This is a genomic window from Nonomuraea ceibae (assembly GCF_019396325.1).
Lineage (GTDB): Bacteria > Actinomycetota > Actinomycetes > Streptosporangiales > Streptosporangiaceae > Nonomuraea > Nonomuraea ceibae.
In genome coordinates, this window is record NZ_JAHKRO010000104.1 from 16362 (window position 1) to 33490 (window position 17129).

A 17129-nucleotide genomic window follows, 5' to 3' on the forward strand; every position below is an offset into this window, starting at 1 on the left:
TGGGGGAAGCACCCCGGGCGCCTCCCGGGGGGCGCGCGCTTTCGGGCGGGCGTGGGGGGAGGGCGGAAAGGGATCGGCCTGGATGACCGGTTCGTGCCCGTAAGGGTGTGGGAGCGCTCCCAACCCCCGTCCTGACAGTGGCGCAATTGGGGGTGAAAAGGTTGACTCGCCCGCTGAGGCGACCCTAGCGTTCCGTTTTGGGAGCGATCCCATGATCTTGGATGGGGCCCTGATCGGTCAGGCGCCCAGGTCGTCGAAACCCCTTCGCAGGCGATGAGCGCCACTGGAGGCGCAAGGTCCTTCTCTCGCTCGGTGACGGGCGTCCATTCCGCGCAACGAGGAGAATTGATATGGCGATGTCCGGCGTGCTCGAAACGGAGGTCATGCGGCTGTGGTCGGAGATCCTCGGGGTCGAGGTCACCTCCCCTGACCAGGACTTCTTCGAGCTGGGCGGCCAGTCGCTGGCGATGGTCCAGTTCCTGGCGATGGTGGAGAGCGAGTTCCGGGTCGAGCTGCCGGTGGAGGTGCTCTTCGTCGAGGGGCTGACGGTCGCCGAGGCGGCGCGGGCCATCGGGGAGCACTCTTGACCGGCGTCGTCCTGGTCACCCACGGCACGCACGGCGACGTGCTGCCGTTCGTGGGCCTGGGGCGGGTGCTGCGCGAGCGCGGGCACCGGGTGGAGCTTCTCACTCATGCGCCGTTCGAGGCGGTGGCCCGGCGGGCCGGGCTGGAGTTCACGGCCATCGACACCGAGCGCGACTACGAGCGCTACCTGGCGGACACGCCGATGCTGCTGGGCGCCGGGATGGACCGGTGGCGGCGCTTCTACGACGCGATCGGGCTGTTCGACCAGATCGCGTACGAGTGCGAGGTGCTCAAGGCCAGGCACGTGCCGGGGGAGACGGTGTTCGTGGGGCGGCACACGACGGCGGTCTCCACGCTGTTCGCCGGTGAGGCGCTGGGCGTGCCGGTCGCGTGGGTGGCGGTGACGCCGGTGCAGTACATGTCCGAGCGGCCCGCCGTGCACATGTACCGGGAGACGATGGCCGACCGGCTCGACACCGTCCGGGCCACGCTGGGGCTGGGCCCGGTGGGCGACTGGGGCGCCTGGTTCACCTCGGCCGGGCTGCATCTGGGGCTGTGGCCGGACTGGTTCGACCGGGCCGGGATCGCGGCGCCGGCGCGGGCGCGGCTGACCGGGGCGCCCTATGGCGACGACACGTTCGCCGACCCCGTGCCGCCGGAGGCGGAGCGCCTGCTGGAGCGGGGTGCGGTGATCGTGACGGGCGGGACGGGACGCATGATCCACGAGCGGTTCTACCCGGCAGCCGTGGCGGCGTGCGCCGAGGCGGGGGTGCCGGCCCTGGTGGTGGCGCGGCATCGGGACCTGGTGCCCGACCGGCTGCCCGAGGACGTCGCGTGGTTCCCGCACCTGCCCTTCCACCGGGTGATGGCACGTGCCAGGGCGGTGCTGCACCACGGCGGCATCGGCACCGTCGTCAGGGCGGTGGCGGCCGGGGTGCCGCAGGTGCTGCTGGCGCACGGTTTCGACCGTTCCGACAACGGCATGCGCCTGGCCAGGCTGGGGCTAGGGTCCTGGCTGCCCGAGCGGCGGTGGACCACGGGCGAGATCGTTCCCCTGCTGCGCGCGGCGCTGGCCGACGACGGTTACGCCGCCCGGGTGGCCCCGTACGAGCAGTCCGCCCAGCCGGGGCTGCGGGCCGCCGCACAGGCCGTGGAAGAGCTGCTGGAAAGCTGAGGAGTTGACGCATGCCTGAATTGGGAGCGCTCCCAAACGTTGTTCAATTATTCGCGCGCCAAGCGGCGCGCACCCCGGACCGCATCGCGCTCGCCGACGGCGACGAGCGCCTGACCTACGCCGCGCTGGACGCGGCCGTGAACCGCCTCGCCGCCCGGCTGGCCGCCGCCGGGGCCGGTCCCGGCGTCCTCGTCGGCATCCGCGCCCCGAAGTCGGCGGCCTGCGTGACGGCCATGCTCGCCGTCCTGCGGACCGGCGCCGCCTACCTGCCGCTCGACCCGGAGCACCCGGCGGCCCGCACCGAGCTCGTCCTCGCCGACTCCGGCGCGCGGCTCCTCGTGACCACCGGCGAACCCGCCACGACCACGCTGCCCGCCGTCCGGCTGGACGAGGACGTCCCCGCCACGGCCGCCGTCCCCGAGGCGCGGCCCGGCCCGGCATCTCCCGCGTACGTGATCTACACCTCCGGGTCGACCGGCCGCCCCAAGGGCGTGGTGGTGCCGCACGGCGGGCTGGCCGCGCTGCTCGCCGGCATGCGCGACCTGGTCGGCTCGGCGCCCGAGCACGTCTGGCTGTCGGCCGCCGCGCTCACGTTCGACATGTCGGTCCCCGAGCTGTACCTGCCGCTCGTCACCGGCGGCCGGCTGATCCTCCTCGACCCGAAGGCCGCGATCCTCGGCAAACGGCTCGCCGCCCTGATCGAACGCGAGGGCGTCACCCACATGCAGGCCACCCCGTCGGGCTGGCGCGTCCTGCTGTACGCCGGGTTCCGCGCCCCCAGGCTGACCGCGCTCGCGGGCGGCGAGGCGCTGCCCCCGGCCCTGGCCAAGGACCTGCGCCCACGCGTCGGCCGGCTGATCAACATGTACGGGCCGACGGAGGCGTCCGTCTGGGCCACCTCGTGGGAGGTGCCGTGGGAGCCGGACACGGTCTCGCTCGGCACCCCGCTGCCCGGAGCCTCGGTCCACGTCGTGGACGACCGGCTGGACCGGGTGGCCGAGGGCGAACTGGCCATCGGCGGGACCGGCGTGGCGAGCGGCTACCTCGGCAGGCCCGCCCTGACCGCCGAACGCTTCGTGCCCGACCCGTACGGCGAACCCGGCGGCCGGCTCTACCTGACCGGCGACGTCGTGCGGCGGACGGAGAGCGGCCTGGAGTTCCTGCACCGGTCCGACACCCAGGTGAAGGTGCGCGGCTACCGGGTCGAGCTCGGCGAGGTGGAGGCCGCGATGGACGAGCTGCCCGGCGTGCGGCAGGCCGTCGCGGCCGTGTCCGGCGACGCCCTGGTGGCGTTCGTGGTCGGCGACTGCCCCGCGCTGCGCACCCGGCTGGCCGCGACGCTGCCCGCGTACATGGTGCCGAGCCGGGTGATCCGCCTGGACTCGCTGCCCCTGACCCCCAACGGAAAGATCGATCGGCGCGCGCTCGAGGAGAAGCTGTGAGCGACATGGTCGTGGTCGTCAACCACGAGGAGCAGTACTCCGTCTGGACGGCGGACCGGGAACCGCCTCCCGGCTGGCGGGCGACCGGGTTCGCCGGCACCAAGGAGGAGTGCCTGGCGCACATCGAGACCGTGTGGACCGACATGCGTCCGCTGAGCGCGCGCGGCGAGGGGTGACGGTCATGGCACCCCACGCGATCATCGTCGGGGCGGGACTGGCGGGGCCGCTGCTGGCGATCCTGCTTGCCCGCGGCGGGCACCGGGTCGACCTGGTCGAACGCCGCCCCGACCCGCGCTCGGCCGCCCACGACGGCGGGCGGTCGATCAACCTCGGCATGTCGGCGCGGGCCATCGCGGCGCTGCGCGAGGTCGGCCTGTGGCAGGAGGCCCGGCGGCTGTCGGTGCCCATGCGCGGCCGCATGGTGCACGCGGGCGGCCGGCCGGCGTTCTACCCCTACGGGGGCGACCCGTCGCAGATCCTGCACTCGATCCGGCGCGACACACTGGTCCGGCTGCTGGTCGAGCACGCCGAGAAGCAGCCGGGCGTGCGGCTGCGCTTCGAGACCCGGTGCGTGTCCGTCGACCGGGACGCCGCCGCCGTCACCCTGGAGGACGGCACGACGCTGCGGGCCGGCTTCGTCGTCGGCGCGGACGGCGCGTCCTCGCTCGTCAGGACCGCCATGCAGCGCGGCCTGCCGGCCGGGTTCAGCCGCGAGTACCTGGAGTGGGGCTACAAGGAGGTCACGATCCGCGCCACGCCCGGCGGCGAGCCGGCCGTGCCGCTGGAGGCGCTGCACATCTGGCCGGGCGAGCGCGGCCTCGGCGTCGCCCACCCCAATCTCGACAACAGCCTGACCTGCACGCTCTTCCTGCCGCGTGAGGAGCCGCCGGACCCGGTGTCCGCGGCCTTCCCGCACCTGGCGACGCTCGTCCCCGACCTCGACGAGCAGGCGTCGGCCGCGCCGATGAGCCACCTCACGACCGTGCGCACCGCGCCGTGGCGGCACCGCGACACGACGGTGCTCGTCGGCGACGCCGCCCACGCCGTCTACCCCTTCTACGGCCAGGGCATGAACGCCTCGTTCGAGGACTGCCTCGTCCTCGACCGCATGCTGGCCCGCCATCCGGGCGACCGGGAGGCCGCCTTCGCCGCCTACGAGCGCGCCCGCAAGCCGCACACCGACGTGCTGGCCGAGCTGTCGGAACGCAACTTCCTGGAGCTGCGCGACGGCATGCGCTCACCGCTCGCCCTGGCCAGGAAGCGCCTGGACCTGCTGCTGCACAAGACCTTCCCCGGCACCTGGGTGCCGCTGTACACACTCGTCTCGCACACCACCGTGCCCTACGGCGAGGCGCTGCGACGCGCCCGCCGCCAGGACCGGCTGGCCGCCGCGCTGGCCGCGGCCGGGGCGGGTCTCGCCGCCGCCGGCCTGCTCGCCGCGCGGCGTACCGGGAGGACCACCCGATGATCAGGCATCCCCAGGACGACACGCTCGTCCTGTTCGACCCCGCCGACCTGTTCGACCCCGCCGACGTGCTCGACCCCGCCGACGTGCTCGACCCGACCGACGGGGAGCCGGGCCCCGCGCCGCACCCGCTGGCCGCCGAGCACGGCGCCGACCTGCGCGCCGTCGTCGCGTGGGCGCGCGCCTACCTGACCCGGCCGCACCCGGAGCTGGGCCGGCGCGGCCCGGTGTGCCCGTACGCGCAGGCGTCGCTGGACCGGAACGCCTTCCTGCTGGCCGTCCAGCCGGGCGGCGGCCACACCGTCGCGTCGCTGAGCGCCCTGCTCGCGCCCTACCGCGACTGGTTCCTCGACCTCGCGCCCCGGGGCGGGCCCGCCGCGCAGTCGACGACCGTCCTCGTGCTGCTGCCGGGCATGCGCGACGCGCGCGAGGTGATCGACGCCGCGCAGCGCGAGCTCAAGGACGCCTACGTGGGCCACGGCCTGATGATCGGCGAGTTCCACGACGGGCCGCCGGACAAGGCGGGACTGTGGAACCAGGACTTCCGCCCGCTGCGCAGCCCGGTCCCGATGCTGGTGATCCGGCACATGGTGCCCACCGACCTGCCCTTCCTCATCTCCGACGAGACGCATCTGGCCGCCTACCGCGACCTGTTCGGCGAGCAGGTGCCCGGCCACCTGCGCGACCTGGCGGGCCGGGCATGACGGGCCTCCCGGCGACGCCCGCGCAGGAACGGCTGTGGTTCCTGCACCAGGCGGACTCCTCCGGCCACTCGTCCGGTTACCACGTCTGGGGCGGGCATCGGTTACGCGGCCCGCTCGACCGCGCCCGGCTCGGCGAGGCGCTGAACCGGCTGGTCGCCCGGCACGAGGCCGTCCGCACCGGCCTGGCCGACGGCGGCGACGGGCGTCCCGTCCGGATCGTGCGCGCCGGGGCCCGGGTCGAGCCGGAGCTCGTGGAGGTGACCTGCGAGGACGAGGCGCGCACGGCCTGCGGCGCGTTCGTGGCCCGGCCGTTCGACCTGGGCCGCCCCCCGCTCATGCGCGCCCTGCTCGTCCGGCTCGCCCCGGAGGACCACGTGCTCGTGCTCGTCCTGCACCACGCGATCTGCGACGGCCGCGCGCTGCGCATCCTCCTCTCCGAGCTGTACGGCCTGCTCGCCGGGACGTTCGAGCCCGGCCCGCCCGCCGTCCCGTTCTCCGAGTACGTCGACCGGCTCGGCCGGACCGGCGGCGCGCGGGCCGAGGCGGACCGCGACTACTGGCGTGCCCGGCTGGCCGGGGCGCCCACCCTGCTCGCCCTGCCCACCGACCGGCCCCGGCCCGCCGTGCCGAGCGGGCGCGGCGCGCAGCACCGCTGGGTCCTGCCCGCCCATCTGCGCACCGCCCTGCTGGAGAGCGCGCGCCGCACCAGGACGACGGTGTTCGCGATGGTGCTGGCCGCGCTCGGCGTCACGCTGGGCCGGTGCGCCGGGCAGGACGACGTGGTGGTCGGCTGCCCCTTGGACGGCCGCACCGACCGGCGGTTCGGGCAGACGGTCGGCATGTTCGCCAACACCGTGGCGCTCCGGCTGGACCTCGGCGGCGACCCGACGGTGGCGGACCTGCTGCGGCGCGGCAGGCGTACCGTCGCCGAGGCGCTCGCGCACGGCGGCACGCCGTTCGACGAGGTCGTGGAGCTCACCGGAGGCCGCCGCGACCTCAGCCACAACCCGCTCTTCCAGGTGATGCTCGTCATGGAGCATCTGGACGGCGGCCCGGTGACGGCGGGCGAGCTGACGGTGGGGCACTGGGAGCTGCCCGCCCCGGAGGCCCGCTTCGACCTCACCCTGTTCGTCACCGTGGGCGACGAGGTCGAGCTGTACCTGGACTACGCGGCCGACCTGTTCGACGCCGCGACGGCCGCCGCGCTGGCGGGGCACCTGACCACGGCCGTCGAGGCCCTCGCCGGCGACCCGGACCTGCCGGTGAGCCGCATCCCGTTCGACTCCGGCCCGGTCCCCGCCAAGCCGTCCGCGCAGGCTCCGGGCGAGTGGGAGAGCGTGGCCGGGCTCGTGCTGCGGCAGGCCGGGCGGGACCCGGACCGGGTCGCCGTCGTGGCCGAGGGGGAGCGGCTGACGTACGGCGAGCTGGCGTCCCGCGCGCTGGAGGTGGCCGCCCGGCTGGAGCCGCACCTCGCGCCCGGCGGCGGGCGCGAGGTGGTCGGCGTGTCGCTCCCGGCGGGGCCGGACGGCATCGCCGCCGTCATCGGCGTCCTGCTCGCCGGGGCCGCGTACCTGCCGCTCGATCCCGGCCACCCGCCCGCCCGCGCGGACCTCCTGCTCCGGCAGGCGGGCGCGGCGGCGCTGATCGCCCCGCCCGCCCGGCTGGCCGAGCTGGACGCCTTCCCCGGCGCCAAGCTCGTGCCGCACGCCGCGGACCCGCCCGGGGGCGGCGGAGGCAGGAGCCCGCGGCCCGGGGACCCCGCGTACGTGATCTTCACGTCGGGGTGGACCGGGGCGCCCAAGGGCGTGGTGGTGCCGCACCGGGCCGTCGCCGCGTTCACCCGCTCGTTCGTGGACGCGCACGGGTTCGGGCCGGGGCAGCGGGTGCTCATGCTGCCGCCGCTCACGTTCGACGCCTCCGTCGGCGACCTGTTTCCGGTGCTCACGTCCGGCGGCACCCTGGTGATCCACCCTGAGCCCGCCCGGCTCGACGGCGCGGAGCTCGTCCGGTTCTGCGCCGCGCACGGCGTCACCGCCGTGGACGCGCCCGTCGCGCTGTGGCGGCGCTGGGTCGCCGACCTGGCCGGGACCGGCGTCCCCGGCGGCTGGCCCGTCGAGATCATGATGGTCGGCGGCGAGGAGGTCCCCGCCGAGGACGTACGCGCCTGGCAGCGGCTGACCGGCGGCCGGTGCGCGCTGTTCAACCACTACGGGCCCACCGAGGCCACGGTGTGCGCCACCGTGCACCGGATCGGCGGCGCCGACGAGCTCGGCGACGCGGCCCGGGTGCCGATCGGCACGCCGCTGCCGCACGTGCGCGCCCGCGTGCTCGACGCGGCCGGCCGGCCGGTGCCGGTCGGCGGCGCCGGCGAGCTGCACCTGGGCGGGGCCGGCCTGGCCGACGGCTACACGGGCGCGCCCGCGCTGACCGCGGCGGCCTTCGTGCCCGACCCGGACGGCCCCGCCGGGGCGCGCCTGTACCGGACGGGCGACCTGGCCCGGGTGCGGCCGGGCGGCGCGATCGAGTTCCTGGGCCGGCGCGACCGCCAGGTGAAGATCCGCGGCCACCGGATCGAGCCCGCCGAGGTCGAGCACGCCGTCACCGCCCATCCGGCCGTCACCGACAGCGCCGTGCTCGTCGACGGTGACCGGCTCGTCGCCTACGCGGCGACCGGCGCGCCGGATCTGACGCCGGGCGCGCTGCGGGCCTACCTGCGCGAACGGCTGCCCGGCTACCTGGTGCCGGCCGCGTTCGTCCTGGTCGGGACCATCCCCCGGACGACGCACGGGAAGGTGGACCGGGCGGCGCTGCCGCCGCCGGGACCGGCGGGCGAGCCGCCCGCGACCGCCACCGAGTCGGCGCTGGCCGAGGTGTGGCGGCGGGTCCTTGGCGTGGCCGACGTGCGCAGGTCGGACAACTTCTTCGAGGTGGGCGGCCACTCGCTGCTGGCCGGCCGGGTGGTCGCGGAGATCAGGCGGGCGCTCGGCGCCGACGTGCCGCTGCGCGCGGTGCTGGAGACGGCCGACCTGGCCGAGCTCGCCGCCACCGTCGACCGGGACGCCGCCGGCCAGGCAGGTGCCGGCCAGGAGCGTCCCGATCTGGAGGCGCAGGCCACCCTGCCGCCCGGCTTCACGGTCGAGCCCGCCTCCCCGGTGCGGCGTGGCGGGGCGATCCTGATGACCGGCGCGACCGGGTTCCTCGGCGCGCACCTCCTGGCCGAGCTGCTGGCCCGTACCGACGCCGAGATCGTCTGCCTGGTCAGGGCGGCCGACGAGGACCGGGCCCGGCGGCGGGTGCTGGACAACCTGGGCGCCCACGGCCTGGACGCCCCGCCCGGCCGGGTGCGCGGCCTGCCGGGCGACCTGGGCGCGCCCCGGTTCGGCCTGGACCGGGACCGGTTCGCCGAGCTGGCCGGGCAGGTCGGGGTGATCTGCCACAACGGCGGCCAGGTGAACTTCTACGAGAGCTTCCCCCGCATGCGCCCGGTCAACGTCGGCGGCACCGTCGAGGCGCTGCGCCTGGCCGGGCTCGGCGGCGCCCGGCTGCACTTCGTCTCCACCCTCGGCGTCTTCCTGGGCCTGGCCCACCGGGACCGGGTGGTGACCGAGGCGAGCGCGCCGGACGACCCGGCCGGGCTGGAGACCGGCTACGACCAGAGCAAGTGGGTGGCCGACCGGCTGGTGCGCCGGGCCAGGGACGCGGGCTTGACGGCGGTGGTGCACCGGCCGGCCCGGGTCGGCGGGCACAGCGTGACCGGCCGGGGCAACGCGGCCGACTACTTCAGCCGCCTGCTGGCCACCTGCGTCCGTCTCGGCCTGGTGCCGGACCTGTCCGTCGAGGAGGACCTGTCGCCCGTGGACCACGTCGCGGCGGGCATCGCCCACCTGATCGCGGACCCGGCGACGGCCGGGGACTTCCACTACTTCAACGGCGCGACGATCTCCTACCGGCGCATCGCCGACGCGCTCGGCGCCCGCTGCGTGCCGTGGGACACCTGGCGGGCGCGGGCCGCCGGGCTGGGCGCGGACAGCCCGATGGCGCCGTTCGCGCCGGTGCTGGACGCGGCCGACCCGCAGTTCCGGCGGCCCCTGTTCGACTGCCGCCGCACCGAGCGCGCTCTCGGCCGGGCCGGGATCGTCTGCCCGCCCGCCGACGAGACGCTCGTCCGCCGCTACGCCGGGCGCCTGGCCGGGGCGGTGCGCGGATGAACGTGCTCAGGTTCGCGCTCCTCTGGACGGCGTCGCTGCTGTCGTCCGTCGGGTCCAGCCTCACCACGTTCGTGCTCGGCGTCTGGGTGTACCGGAGCACCGGGTCGCCGACGGAGTTCGCGCTGGTCGTGCTCAGCGGCATGCTGCCGGGCATCCTCGCCGGCCCGTTCGCGGGGGTGGTCGTCGACCGGTTCGACCGGCGGCTGGTGATGATCGTCACCGACTGCCTGGCGGCCCTGGCGACGGCCGCCGTCGGCGCGCTGATCTGGGCGCAGGCGCTGGCCGTGTGGCACGTGGCGCTGGCCGCGGCGATCAGCGGCGCGTGCGGCGTCTTCCACCTGACCGCCTACCAGGCCATGACGCCGCTGCTGATCCCCGAGCGGCACCTGGGCCGCGCCAACGGGCTCATGCACCTGTCCAGCGGCATCCAGATCGCCGCGCCCGTGCTCGGGGCCACGCTGCTGGCCGTCGCCGGGATGGGCGGGGTGGTGGTGCTGGACCTGGTCACGTTCGGCGTGGCCATGGCGGCCCTGGTGCTGATCCGGCTGCCCGCCGAGGTGCTGCGGCCCAACGCCGCCGCCGCGCGGCCCGCCGTGCTGCGGGACCTCGGCGCGGGGCTGCGCCACCTGCGGGCCCGCGCCGGGCTGTCGTCGCTGGTGGCGGCGCTGACCGGCTTCAACTTCGCCTTCGCGGTCGCCGGGGTGCTGGTGCAGCCGCTCATCCTGTCGTTCGCCGGGCCCGGCGTGCTGGGCGTGCTGATGTTCGCCGGCGGCGCGGGCATGCTCGCCGGCGGGCTCGTCATGGGCGCCTGGGGCGGGCCGCGCCGGAAGATCGGCGGGATGACCGCGTTCATGGCGCTCGGCGGCGTCTTCCTCGTGCTGCACGCGCCGGCCCCGTCGCCGCTGCTCGTGGGGGCCGCCGCCGCCGGGTTCCTGTTCACGCTGCCCGTGGTGAACGGCTGCGCGCACGCGGTCCTGCAGAGCCGGATCGAGCCGGCCGTGCTCGGCCGCGCCATGGGCACCGTGCACACGCTCGGCTCGGCCGCCGTCCCGGTCGGCTACCTGCTGGCCGCGCCCGTGGCCGAGCACCTGCTGAACCCGGCGCTGCTGCCCGGCGGGGCGCTGGCCGGCAGCGCGGGCCTGCTCGTCGGCGTGGGGGAGGGGCGCGGGATCGCCCTCGTCCTGCTGCTCGACGGGCTGCTCCTGCTCGTCATGGCCGCCGTCCTGGCCGCGCTGCCCGCGCTGCGCCGCCTGGACCGCCGCCCGGTCCCCGTCCCCGTCGCCTGAGAGGAACGCCATGCCCGTAGAACTGACGCCCGCAGAGGTCGCCGCCTTCCGCGGCGGCGACGCCCCGGCGCCGATGCTGGACCTGATCGGCCTCATGGCCTGCCACGCCGTCGGGGCCGCGCGCTCGCTGGGCCTCTTCGACGCGCTCGCCGCCGGTCCGCTGACCACCGGCGAGCTCGCCGCCTCGGCCGGCGTCGCCCCCACCGGGCTGGAGCCGCTGCTCGGCCTGCTGCACGCCACCGGGTACGTGGAACGCCACGACGGCCGGCACGCCAACACGCCCGCGACCACCGCCTGGCTCTGCTCCGGCTCCGGCACCGACTACGGGCGCATCCTGGACCTGTGGCAGGCGATCGTCGAGGAGCAGTGGGGCGGGCTGGCCGACTCCGTCCGCTCCGGCGTCCCGGCGGGCGGCTTCTACCCCTGGCTCGCCGCCCGCCCCGACCTGTCGGCCGCCTTCCACGACCTGCAACGCGGGCTGGCCGGCTGGCTGGCGGAGGAGGTCGTCTCGCTCACGCCGCTGCCCGAGGGCAGCAGGAGCCTGCTCGACCTGGGAGGAGGCCACGGGGAGTACGCGCGCGCGTTCTGCGGCGCGTACCCGGGGATGTCCGCCACGATCGTCGACGCCGCCGTCACCGGGCGCTCCGACGGGCCGCTGACCTGGCAGGAGGGCGACCTGCTCACTGCCGGGCTGCCGGGCGGGCAGGACGTGACCGTGCTCTTCAACGTGCTGCACGGGTTCGCCGCGCCCGACGCCGCCGCGCTGGTCGCCAGGGCGGCGGCCACGCTGCGGCCGGGCGGCCTGCTGGTCGTCCTGGAGAGCGTGCCCGAGCCGCGCGGCACCGCCGCCGACCTGGCCTTCGGCGCGGGATTCGCGCTCAACCTGTGGCACACGCAGGGCGGCGCGCTGCACGCGACCGGCACGATCAGCGGCTGGCTGGAGGCGGCCGGGTGCGTGGCCGGGCCGTGGCGGGATCTCGCCCGCTCGCCGTCGCACGCGCTCGTGACAGCAGAAGCCCTCACCCCGGCACGCGGGGTGAGGGCCGGGCGGGGAGCCTACGGGGTGCCGCCGAACGTCACGACGAGCCGCCCGTCCGAGGCGAACGACCAGCTCAGCGCGCCGTCGTAGGAGGAGCACCGGGAGCCGTTCGAGCCGGTCCAGAACTGGTTGGAGCCGTCGGCCGACCCCACCGTCTTGTCGTTGGCGCCGTCGCCGGAGCGGCAGGAGGTGTTGTCGCGGAACACCGTGGAGCCCGCGTCGAAGGAGAAGTTGCGCTCGGCGTTGTCGACGCTGACGTTGCCCGTCATCGTCATCGTGCCGGGGTTGCGGTTGTAGGTGAAACCGTGCTTGCCGTTGTCGTAGGCGATGCTGCGCCGGATGACGTGGTTGACCGGGATGTCCTCGCCGCCGAGCTTGTAGCCGTTGCGGTCGCCGTTGCCGGCCTGGCCGCCGTTGCTCAGCGTGCCGTTGCCGTAGGACAGCGAGTCCTCGATCGTCACCGCGCCGATCGGGCCGGTCTCCGACTTGGTGTAGAGGTCCCAGCCGTCGTCGATGTTGTTGCGGGCCACCGCGTAACGGAAGACGTTGCCGGAGCCGACGGTGAGCTTGGCGGCGAACCCGTCGGCGTCCTCGCCGTCGGAGTCGGCGTTGTCGTGCGACAGCGCGCTCAGGATGAGGTTGTCCGACGGCCACTGCTCGCGCGGCGTGGAGGAGAGGGTCCGGGAGAGCTGCAGCCCGGTGTCGCGGTTGTAGCGGGTCACCGTCCGCTCGATGACGTTGTGGCTGCCGCCGACGAAGATGCCGTTGTCGCCGGCCCGCTCGACGACGATGCCGTGGACGTGCCAGTAGGACCCGTTGACGGCGAGCCCCCGGTTGGCCGGGTCCTCGCTCTGGCCGGAGAAGTTCAGGACCGGCGTCTCACCCGGGTAGGCGGCCAGCTTCTTGCGGGCGCCGGAGGTGCCGTCGTTGCCGGGCGCGATGGTGACGGTCTGTGAGAAGGCGTACGTGCCGCCGCGCAGGTAGATCGTGCCCCCGGCGGCGACCCTGGTGATCGCGGAGGTGAGCGTCGTCGGGTCGGCCTGGGTGCCGGCGGCGCCGTCCCTGCCGTTCGGGGCCACGTACAGCGTGTCGCCGGTCGGCGGCGGGGTGACGGTCGGCGTGATCGTCGGCGTGGGGGTGACGGTGGGGGTGGGGCTGGTCGTCGGGGTGCCGCCCGTGGGCCGCAGCGTCCACTGCTTGGTGGGCTTGGAGTCGCAGGAGTTCTGCTGCAGGAGGGCGCCCGCGGCGGTGGAGTCGTCCTTGACGTTGACGCACTTGCCGCCGTTGGCGTTGACGATCCGGTAGGCGGACCCGGAGGCGGTCAGCCGCCACGTCTGTGAGGCCGCGCCGGTGCAGGTCTCCTGCTGGACGGGCTTGCCCGCGCTGGTGGAGGCGTCCCGGACGCCCAGGCACCTGCCGCTGTGCGCGGCCTTGATCTCGTAGTCGCCGCCGGAGGCGGTGAGGGTGAAGACCTGCCCCGCGCCGGCTCCGCAGGGGTTCTGCACGAGTTGCGTGCCGTCGGCCGTGGCCGCGCCGGGCACGGCGGCGCACAGGCCGCTCCCGGCGTTGACCAGCGTGTAGTCGCCGCTGCTCGGCGCGGCCGAGGCCGGCGCGTTGAGCGCGGCGACCAGCCCGCCGGTGGTGAGGAGTCCGGCGGACAGCACGATCGCCAGCCGCCTGCCGAGATGTTCTTGCTTGCGCACGTCCAGCTCCGTTCGGGGGGTACGGGGGGCACCGGGGCACCAACCGGTTGCACTCACAGTGGCTACGTGCCGGGACGGCGTCAATACGCCTGAGTAAAACTGCAAACGCGGCCAGGAGTTTTGCCAGGTCTCAGCTCGGATTTCTGCAACAACCGCTTGCAAGAAGCGGGGTCTGCTTGCACGGCCGGACGGGGGCGGGCTTCACAGCCGGCCGGGCGCGTGATCTAATCGAGGAATCAATATCTAGAATCCAGTTCTATTATTGAGTCGAGAGTGGAGATCAGCGATGGCCCGACTGCTGCGCCGCTTCGCCGAGACGAGGCCCGGCGACCTCGCGCTGGCCGACGAGGACGGCGTCACCACGTGGCACGAGCTGGACGAACGGGTCGACCGGCTGGCCGGCGCGCTCCTCGGCGCGGGCCTCGCCGCCGGCGACGTGCTCGCCCTCCACGCCGCCAACCGGCGCGAGTACTTCGAGGTCATGGCCGCCGCCAGTCACATCGGCCTGCGCTACGTCCTGGTCAACTGGCACTGGACCGCCCAGGAGCTCGCCTACGTCCTGCGGGACGCGGGCGCGCGGGCGCTGCTCTCCGACCCGGCCTTCGCCGCCCAGGCCGCCGAGGCCGTCCAGGGGCTCGACCTGCCGGTACGCGTGGCGTTCGGTGAGGGAATCGAGGGCTTCGTCCCGTACGAGGACTTCATCGCCGCGGCCCCGCCCGGCGAACCGGAACCACAGGTCATGGGCAGCCCCATGTTCTACACCTCCGGCACCACCGGCAGGCCCAAGGGCGTCAGCCGCAAGCAGTCCACCACCGGCCTGCCCGTCGAGGCCCTCGCCCTGGCCGCCGACCGCTTCGGCCAGACCTTCACCGTGCCCGACGGCGGGCGGACGCTGCTGGCCGGGCCCGCCTACCACTCCGCCCAGTGGATGTTCTCGTTCATGGCGCTCATGGGCGGCTGCCCGGTGGTCATGCGGCGCGCGTTCGACCCCGCCGAGACGCTGCGGCTCATCGACGAGTACGGGATCACCAACGTGCACCTGGTGCCCACCCAGTTCGTCCGCCTGCTGCGCGTGGACGCCGCCACCCGGCAGGCGTTCTCCGGGGCGAGCCTCACCTCGGTCTGGCACGGCGCCGCCCCCTGCCCGCCGCAGGTCAAGCGGCAGATCATCGAGTGGATCGGCCCGGTCGTCCACGAGTACTACGGCTCGACCGAGGCGGGCGTCAACACCGTCATCACCGCCGAGGAGTGGCTGGCCAAGCCCGGCAGCGTCGGCCGCCCGCAGGCGGCGACCGAGATCCACATCCTGCTCGACGACGGCACGCCCGCCAAGCCGGGGGAGCAGGGCCAGATCTGGTTCCGCTACGCCAACGGCGACGATGTCGAATACTGGGGCGACCCGGACAAGACCGCGTCCATCCACCGGGCCGGCGGGCTGTTCACCACCGGCGACATCGGCTACTTCGACGAGGACGGCTACCTGTTCCTGTGCGACCGCGCGATCGACATGATCATCAGCGGGGGCGTGAACATCTACCCGGCCGAGATCGAGAGCGTGCTCATCACCCACCCGGCCGTCCGGGACGTCGCGGTGTTCGGAGTGCCGGACGAGGAGTTCGGCGAACAGGTCAAGGCCGCCGTCGAGCTCGCGGACGGCGTCGAGCCGGGCGGCGGCCTGCCCGCCGAGCTGACGGCCCACTGCCGCGCCTCGCTGGCCGGGTACAAGGTGCCCCGGTCGTTCGACTTCGTCCCCGAACTGCCGCGCACCCCCACCGGCAAGCTGTACAAGCGGCTGCTGCGCGACCCCTACTGGCAGGACGGCGCCCGCCGGATCTGACGCTCACCCCGGCCGGACCTCACCCCCGACGGGCGCGGGCAGCAGCTTGCCGAACGGAAGCGCGCGCATCACCCGCAGCCGCTGCGCGGCCGGCCGATGGCCGTGCCTGGCCGCGAGCCCGTAGTAGAACCTGGCGATGTCGTGCTTGGCCCGGCCCTCCTGCTCGTACGCCTGGCCGTAGGCGAACGACAGCCGCGCCGCGAACTCGACCGGGCGCGGATCGGCGGCGAACGCCTCGGCGTCGGGATGATGCCGCCCGCGCGCGGCGTGGAGCCAGTAGCGGGCCGCCGCCAGGTCGCCGGTCAGCACGTGGATGATCGCCAGCCGGTAGGCGGACTCGGCGTCACCGTCGCCCGCCCGCCGCACCAGCCGCGCGACCGTCCTGGTCGTCCGCCGCTCGGCCTCGTCCGCGGGGGTCCGATAGTGGTCGTACGTGCCGGTGACGTGCGCACCGGGCGCCGGCGTGCCGGGGACGTACGGGGTGCGCGGCGGCTGCTCGCTCCTGGCGGCGCGCCAGCGGGTCTGCCACTGCTCCACGGTGCCGAGGGCGTCGCGGGGCAGGCCCGTCTGCTCGGCATGACGGTGACAGACCATCACGAACGAGGCGACCAGCTTCCAGTCCGGCAGGCGTTCCCGCTTGCCGGTGAGGATGTCGCTGACGGTGCTCGCGGGCAGTTCCTTGGGAACGTCCGGTGCGCGCGACAATCGGTGCATCTCTGAATAGCTCGGCTGGCCGGCCGATTCCCGGAGCTCTATGAGCGCGGCTATGAAGGCGGAGTGAGATCCTGCCCGGGGAGTGTCAGTCATCGTCCTTGTTGGGGTGGTGGGCTAAGAATTGTCGCCATATTTGCAGAAATATTCTCGCGTCGATGACACTTCGCAGATTCCATCTCATCCGGTTGCCGTGGCCACTCCGGATGATCACTGCCCCATCGGTCCCAGTCGCCCATTCGGGTAGCTAGCAGCACTTTCGACGCCATTGGTGGGCGGGCTGCCGGATAACTCCGGATGAATCCGGACGATGTCGGATGCTTACGGAGTTTAACGTCCGCTGCCGTCTATTTCCGATCTCGTACGGCTCCGTCCGAGCACGTTTGGATCGCTGGCCCACGGCCTGCGTCAAGCCGCATGGTTACCGCATTCATTGCTGCTCTTCGGGAGGCCACCGCCCATGCCGATACTCACGGCCCGCCCGTCCAGCATCGTGTACTGCGCCGACGCCCCCTGCCCGGCGGACGAGCACCTCCTGGTCACCCTCCTGACCACCTGGGTGCTCGCCACCGGGCGCACCCCGCCCGCCGGGCGTCCCGAAGACCTCACCCCGGAAGAGCTCATCGACTTCTGGGCCGACGACCGCACCTGAGGAGACGAGGACCGATGTTCACCACGCGCCAACTGCTCACGCTCACGCTCACCGTCATGATCGCCGCCATCACCTGCGCCCTCGTCCTCGCCACGGGCGCCGAATGGCCCGGCGCCCTCCTCAGCGCCGGCGCCGCCGGCGGCGCCACCCTCGCCACCCTCCCCAAACTCCTCCACAAACGCGACCCGTAACCCGGGCCCGCGCCTGGCCTGGCTTCTGCTCGCGCCTGGCCTGGCTTCCGCCCGCTCCCGGCCTGGCTTCCGCCCGCTCCCGGTCTGGCCCCGCCCGCGCCCGGCCCCCGACCCCCGGCCCCCGACCCCCGG

At 74.5% G+C, this 17129-nt stretch carries 14 protein-coding genes; 12 read left to right on the forward strand and 2 right to left on the reverse strand.

Annotated elements, in window-relative coordinates; genetic code table 11:
• Window positions 1–350 precede the first annotated feature (350 nt).
• From KME80_RS39400 to KME80_RS39440, 9 genes are read left to right on the forward strand one after another with little or no spacing between them, the layout of a single operon-like run.
• Complete coding sequence (locus KME80_RS39400) at window positions 351–587, forward strand: phosphopantetheine-binding protein (protein ID WP_219514328.1); 237 nt, start codon at window positions 351–353, stop codon at window positions 585–587.
• Window positions 584–1759, forward strand: a complete 1176-nt coding sequence (locus KME80_RS39405; RefSeq protein ID WP_219514330.1) for a glycosyltransferase — start codon at window positions 584–586, stop codon at window positions 1757–1759. Before KME80_RS39400 ends, KME80_RS39405 begins: the two co-directional genes overlap by 4 nt.
• A gap of 11 nt (window positions 1760–1770) precedes the next feature.
• Window positions 1771–3201, forward strand: coding sequence for an amino acid adenylation domain-containing protein (locus KME80_RS39410; protein ID WP_219514332.1), 1431 nt, complete (start codon window positions 1771–1773; stop codon window positions 3199–3201).
• A 5-nt stretch (window positions 3202–3206) separates the two neighbouring features.
• Window positions 3207–3377: an MbtH family protein gene (locus KME80_RS39415; protein WP_219514375.1), complete on the forward strand. Its 171-nt coding sequence runs from the start codon at window positions 3207–3209 to the stop codon at window positions 3375–3377.
• A gap of 5 nt (window positions 3378–3382) precedes the next feature.
• Entirely contained in the window at window positions 3383–4669 is a 1287-nt protein-coding gene (locus KME80_RS39420; protein WP_219514334.1) for an FAD-dependent oxidoreductase, read from the forward strand.
• Window positions 4666–5370, forward strand: a complete 705-nt coding sequence (locus KME80_RS39425) for a DUF6875 domain-containing protein (RefSeq protein WP_219514336.1) — start codon at window positions 4666–4668, stop codon at window positions 5368–5370. The genes KME80_RS39420 and KME80_RS39425 overlap by 4 nt, the downstream gene beginning before the upstream one ends.
• Window positions 5367–9578 carry a non-ribosomal peptide synthetase gene (locus KME80_RS39430; RefSeq protein WP_219514338.1) on the forward strand — a complete coding sequence of 1404 codons (4212 nt, stop codon included), beginning with the start codon at window positions 5367–5369 and terminating at the stop codon, window positions 9576–9578. The genes KME80_RS39425 and KME80_RS39430 overlap by 4 nt, the downstream gene beginning before the upstream one ends.
• Window positions 9575–10864, forward strand: a complete 1290-nt coding sequence (locus KME80_RS39435; RefSeq protein ID WP_219514340.1) for an MFS transporter — start codon at window positions 9575–9577, stop codon at window positions 10862–10864. Before KME80_RS39430 ends, KME80_RS39435 begins: the two co-directional genes overlap by 4 nt.
• Before the next feature lie 10 nt (window positions 10865–10874).
• On the forward strand, window positions 10875–11993 hold the full coding sequence (locus KME80_RS39440; protein WP_219514342.1) for a methyltransferase: 1119 nt from the start codon (window positions 10875–10877) through the stop codon (window positions 11991–11993).
• Here KME80_RS39440 and KME80_RS39445 read toward each other — a convergent pair.
• The gene (locus tag KME80_RS39445) at window positions 11921–13606 is read right to left on the reverse strand and encodes a right-handed parallel beta-helix repeat-containing protein (RefSeq protein ID WP_219514352.1); all 1686 of its coding nucleotides are present in this window, start codon (window positions 13604–13606) and stop codon (window positions 11921–11923) included. The genes KME80_RS39440 and KME80_RS39445 overlap by 73 nt on opposite strands.
• A 286-nt stretch (window positions 13607–13892) precedes the next feature.
• Between KME80_RS39445 and KME80_RS39450 the strand changes: the two genes are divergently transcribed.
• On the forward strand, window positions 13893–15443 hold the full coding sequence (locus KME80_RS39450; RefSeq protein ID WP_219514354.1) for an AMP-binding protein: 1551 nt from the start codon (window positions 13893–13895) through the stop codon (window positions 15441–15443).
• Between the two features lie 3 nt (window positions 15444–15446).
• On the opposite strand, the gene KME80_RS39455 is transcribed toward KME80_RS39450, so the two are convergent.
• Complete coding sequence (locus KME80_RS39455) at window positions 15447–16148, reverse strand: SEL1-like repeat protein (protein WP_219514361.1); 702 nt, start codon at window positions 16146–16148, stop codon at window positions 15447–15449.
• A gap of 466 nt (window positions 16149–16614) precedes the next feature.
• On the opposite strand from KME80_RS39455, the gene KME80_RS39460 reads away from it, so the two are divergent.
• Both KME80_RS39460 and KME80_RS39465 read left to right on the forward strand, forming a co-directional pair.
• The gene (locus KME80_RS39460) at window positions 16615–16806 is read left to right on the forward strand and encodes a hypothetical protein (RefSeq protein WP_219514363.1); all 192 of its coding nucleotides are present in this window, start codon (window positions 16615–16617) and stop codon (window positions 16804–16806) included.
• 14 nt (window positions 16807–16820) lie between these two features.
• A complete protein-coding gene (locus KME80_RS39465) occupies window positions 16821–16997 on the forward strand; it encodes a hypothetical protein (protein ID WP_219514365.1) in 177 nt (58 codons plus the stop codon).
• Window positions 16998–17129: the final 132 nt, after the last annotated feature.

Coding starts and splice junctions, on each gene's coding strand:
- KME80_RS39440 (WP_219514342.1), top strand. CDS start 10,875: ATGCCCGTAGAACTGACGCCCGCAGAGGTCGCCGCCTTCCGCGGCGGC.
- KME80_RS39425 (WP_219514336.1), top strand. CDS start 4,666: ATGATCAGGCATCCCCAGGACGACACGCTCGTCCTGTTCGACCCCGCC.
- KME80_RS39420 (WP_219514334.1), top strand. CDS start 3,383: ATGGCACCCCACGCGATCATCGTCGGGGCGGGACTGGCGGGGCCGCTG.
- KME80_RS39465 (WP_219514365.1), top strand. CDS start 16,821: ATGTTCACCACGCGCCAACTGCTCACGCTCACGCTCACCGTCATGATC.
- KME80_RS39410 (WP_219514332.1), top strand. CDS start 1,771: ATGCCTGAATTGGGAGCGCTCCCAAACGTTGTTCAATTATTCGCGCGC.
- KME80_RS39460 (WP_219514363.1), top strand. CDS start 16,615: ATGCCGATACTCACGGCCCGCCCGTCCAGCATCGTGTACTGCGCCGAC.
- KME80_RS39415 (WP_219514375.1), top strand. CDS start 3,207: ATGGTCGTGGTCGTCAACCACGAGGAGCAGTACTCCGTCTGGACGGCG.
- KME80_RS39430 (WP_219514338.1), top strand. CDS start 5,367: ATGACGGGCCTCCCGGCGACGCCCGCGCAGGAACGGCTGTGGTTCCTG.
- KME80_RS39400 (WP_219514328.1), top strand. CDS start 351: ATGGCGATGTCCGGCGTGCTCGAAACGGAGGTCATGCGGCTGTGGTCG.
- KME80_RS39435 (WP_219514340.1), top strand. CDS start 9,575: ATGAACGTGCTCAGGTTCGCGCTCCTCTGGACGGCGTCGCTGCTGTCG.
- KME80_RS39450 (WP_219514354.1), top strand. CDS start 13,893: ATGGCCCGACTGCTGCGCCGCTTCGCCGAGACGAGGCCCGGCGACCTC.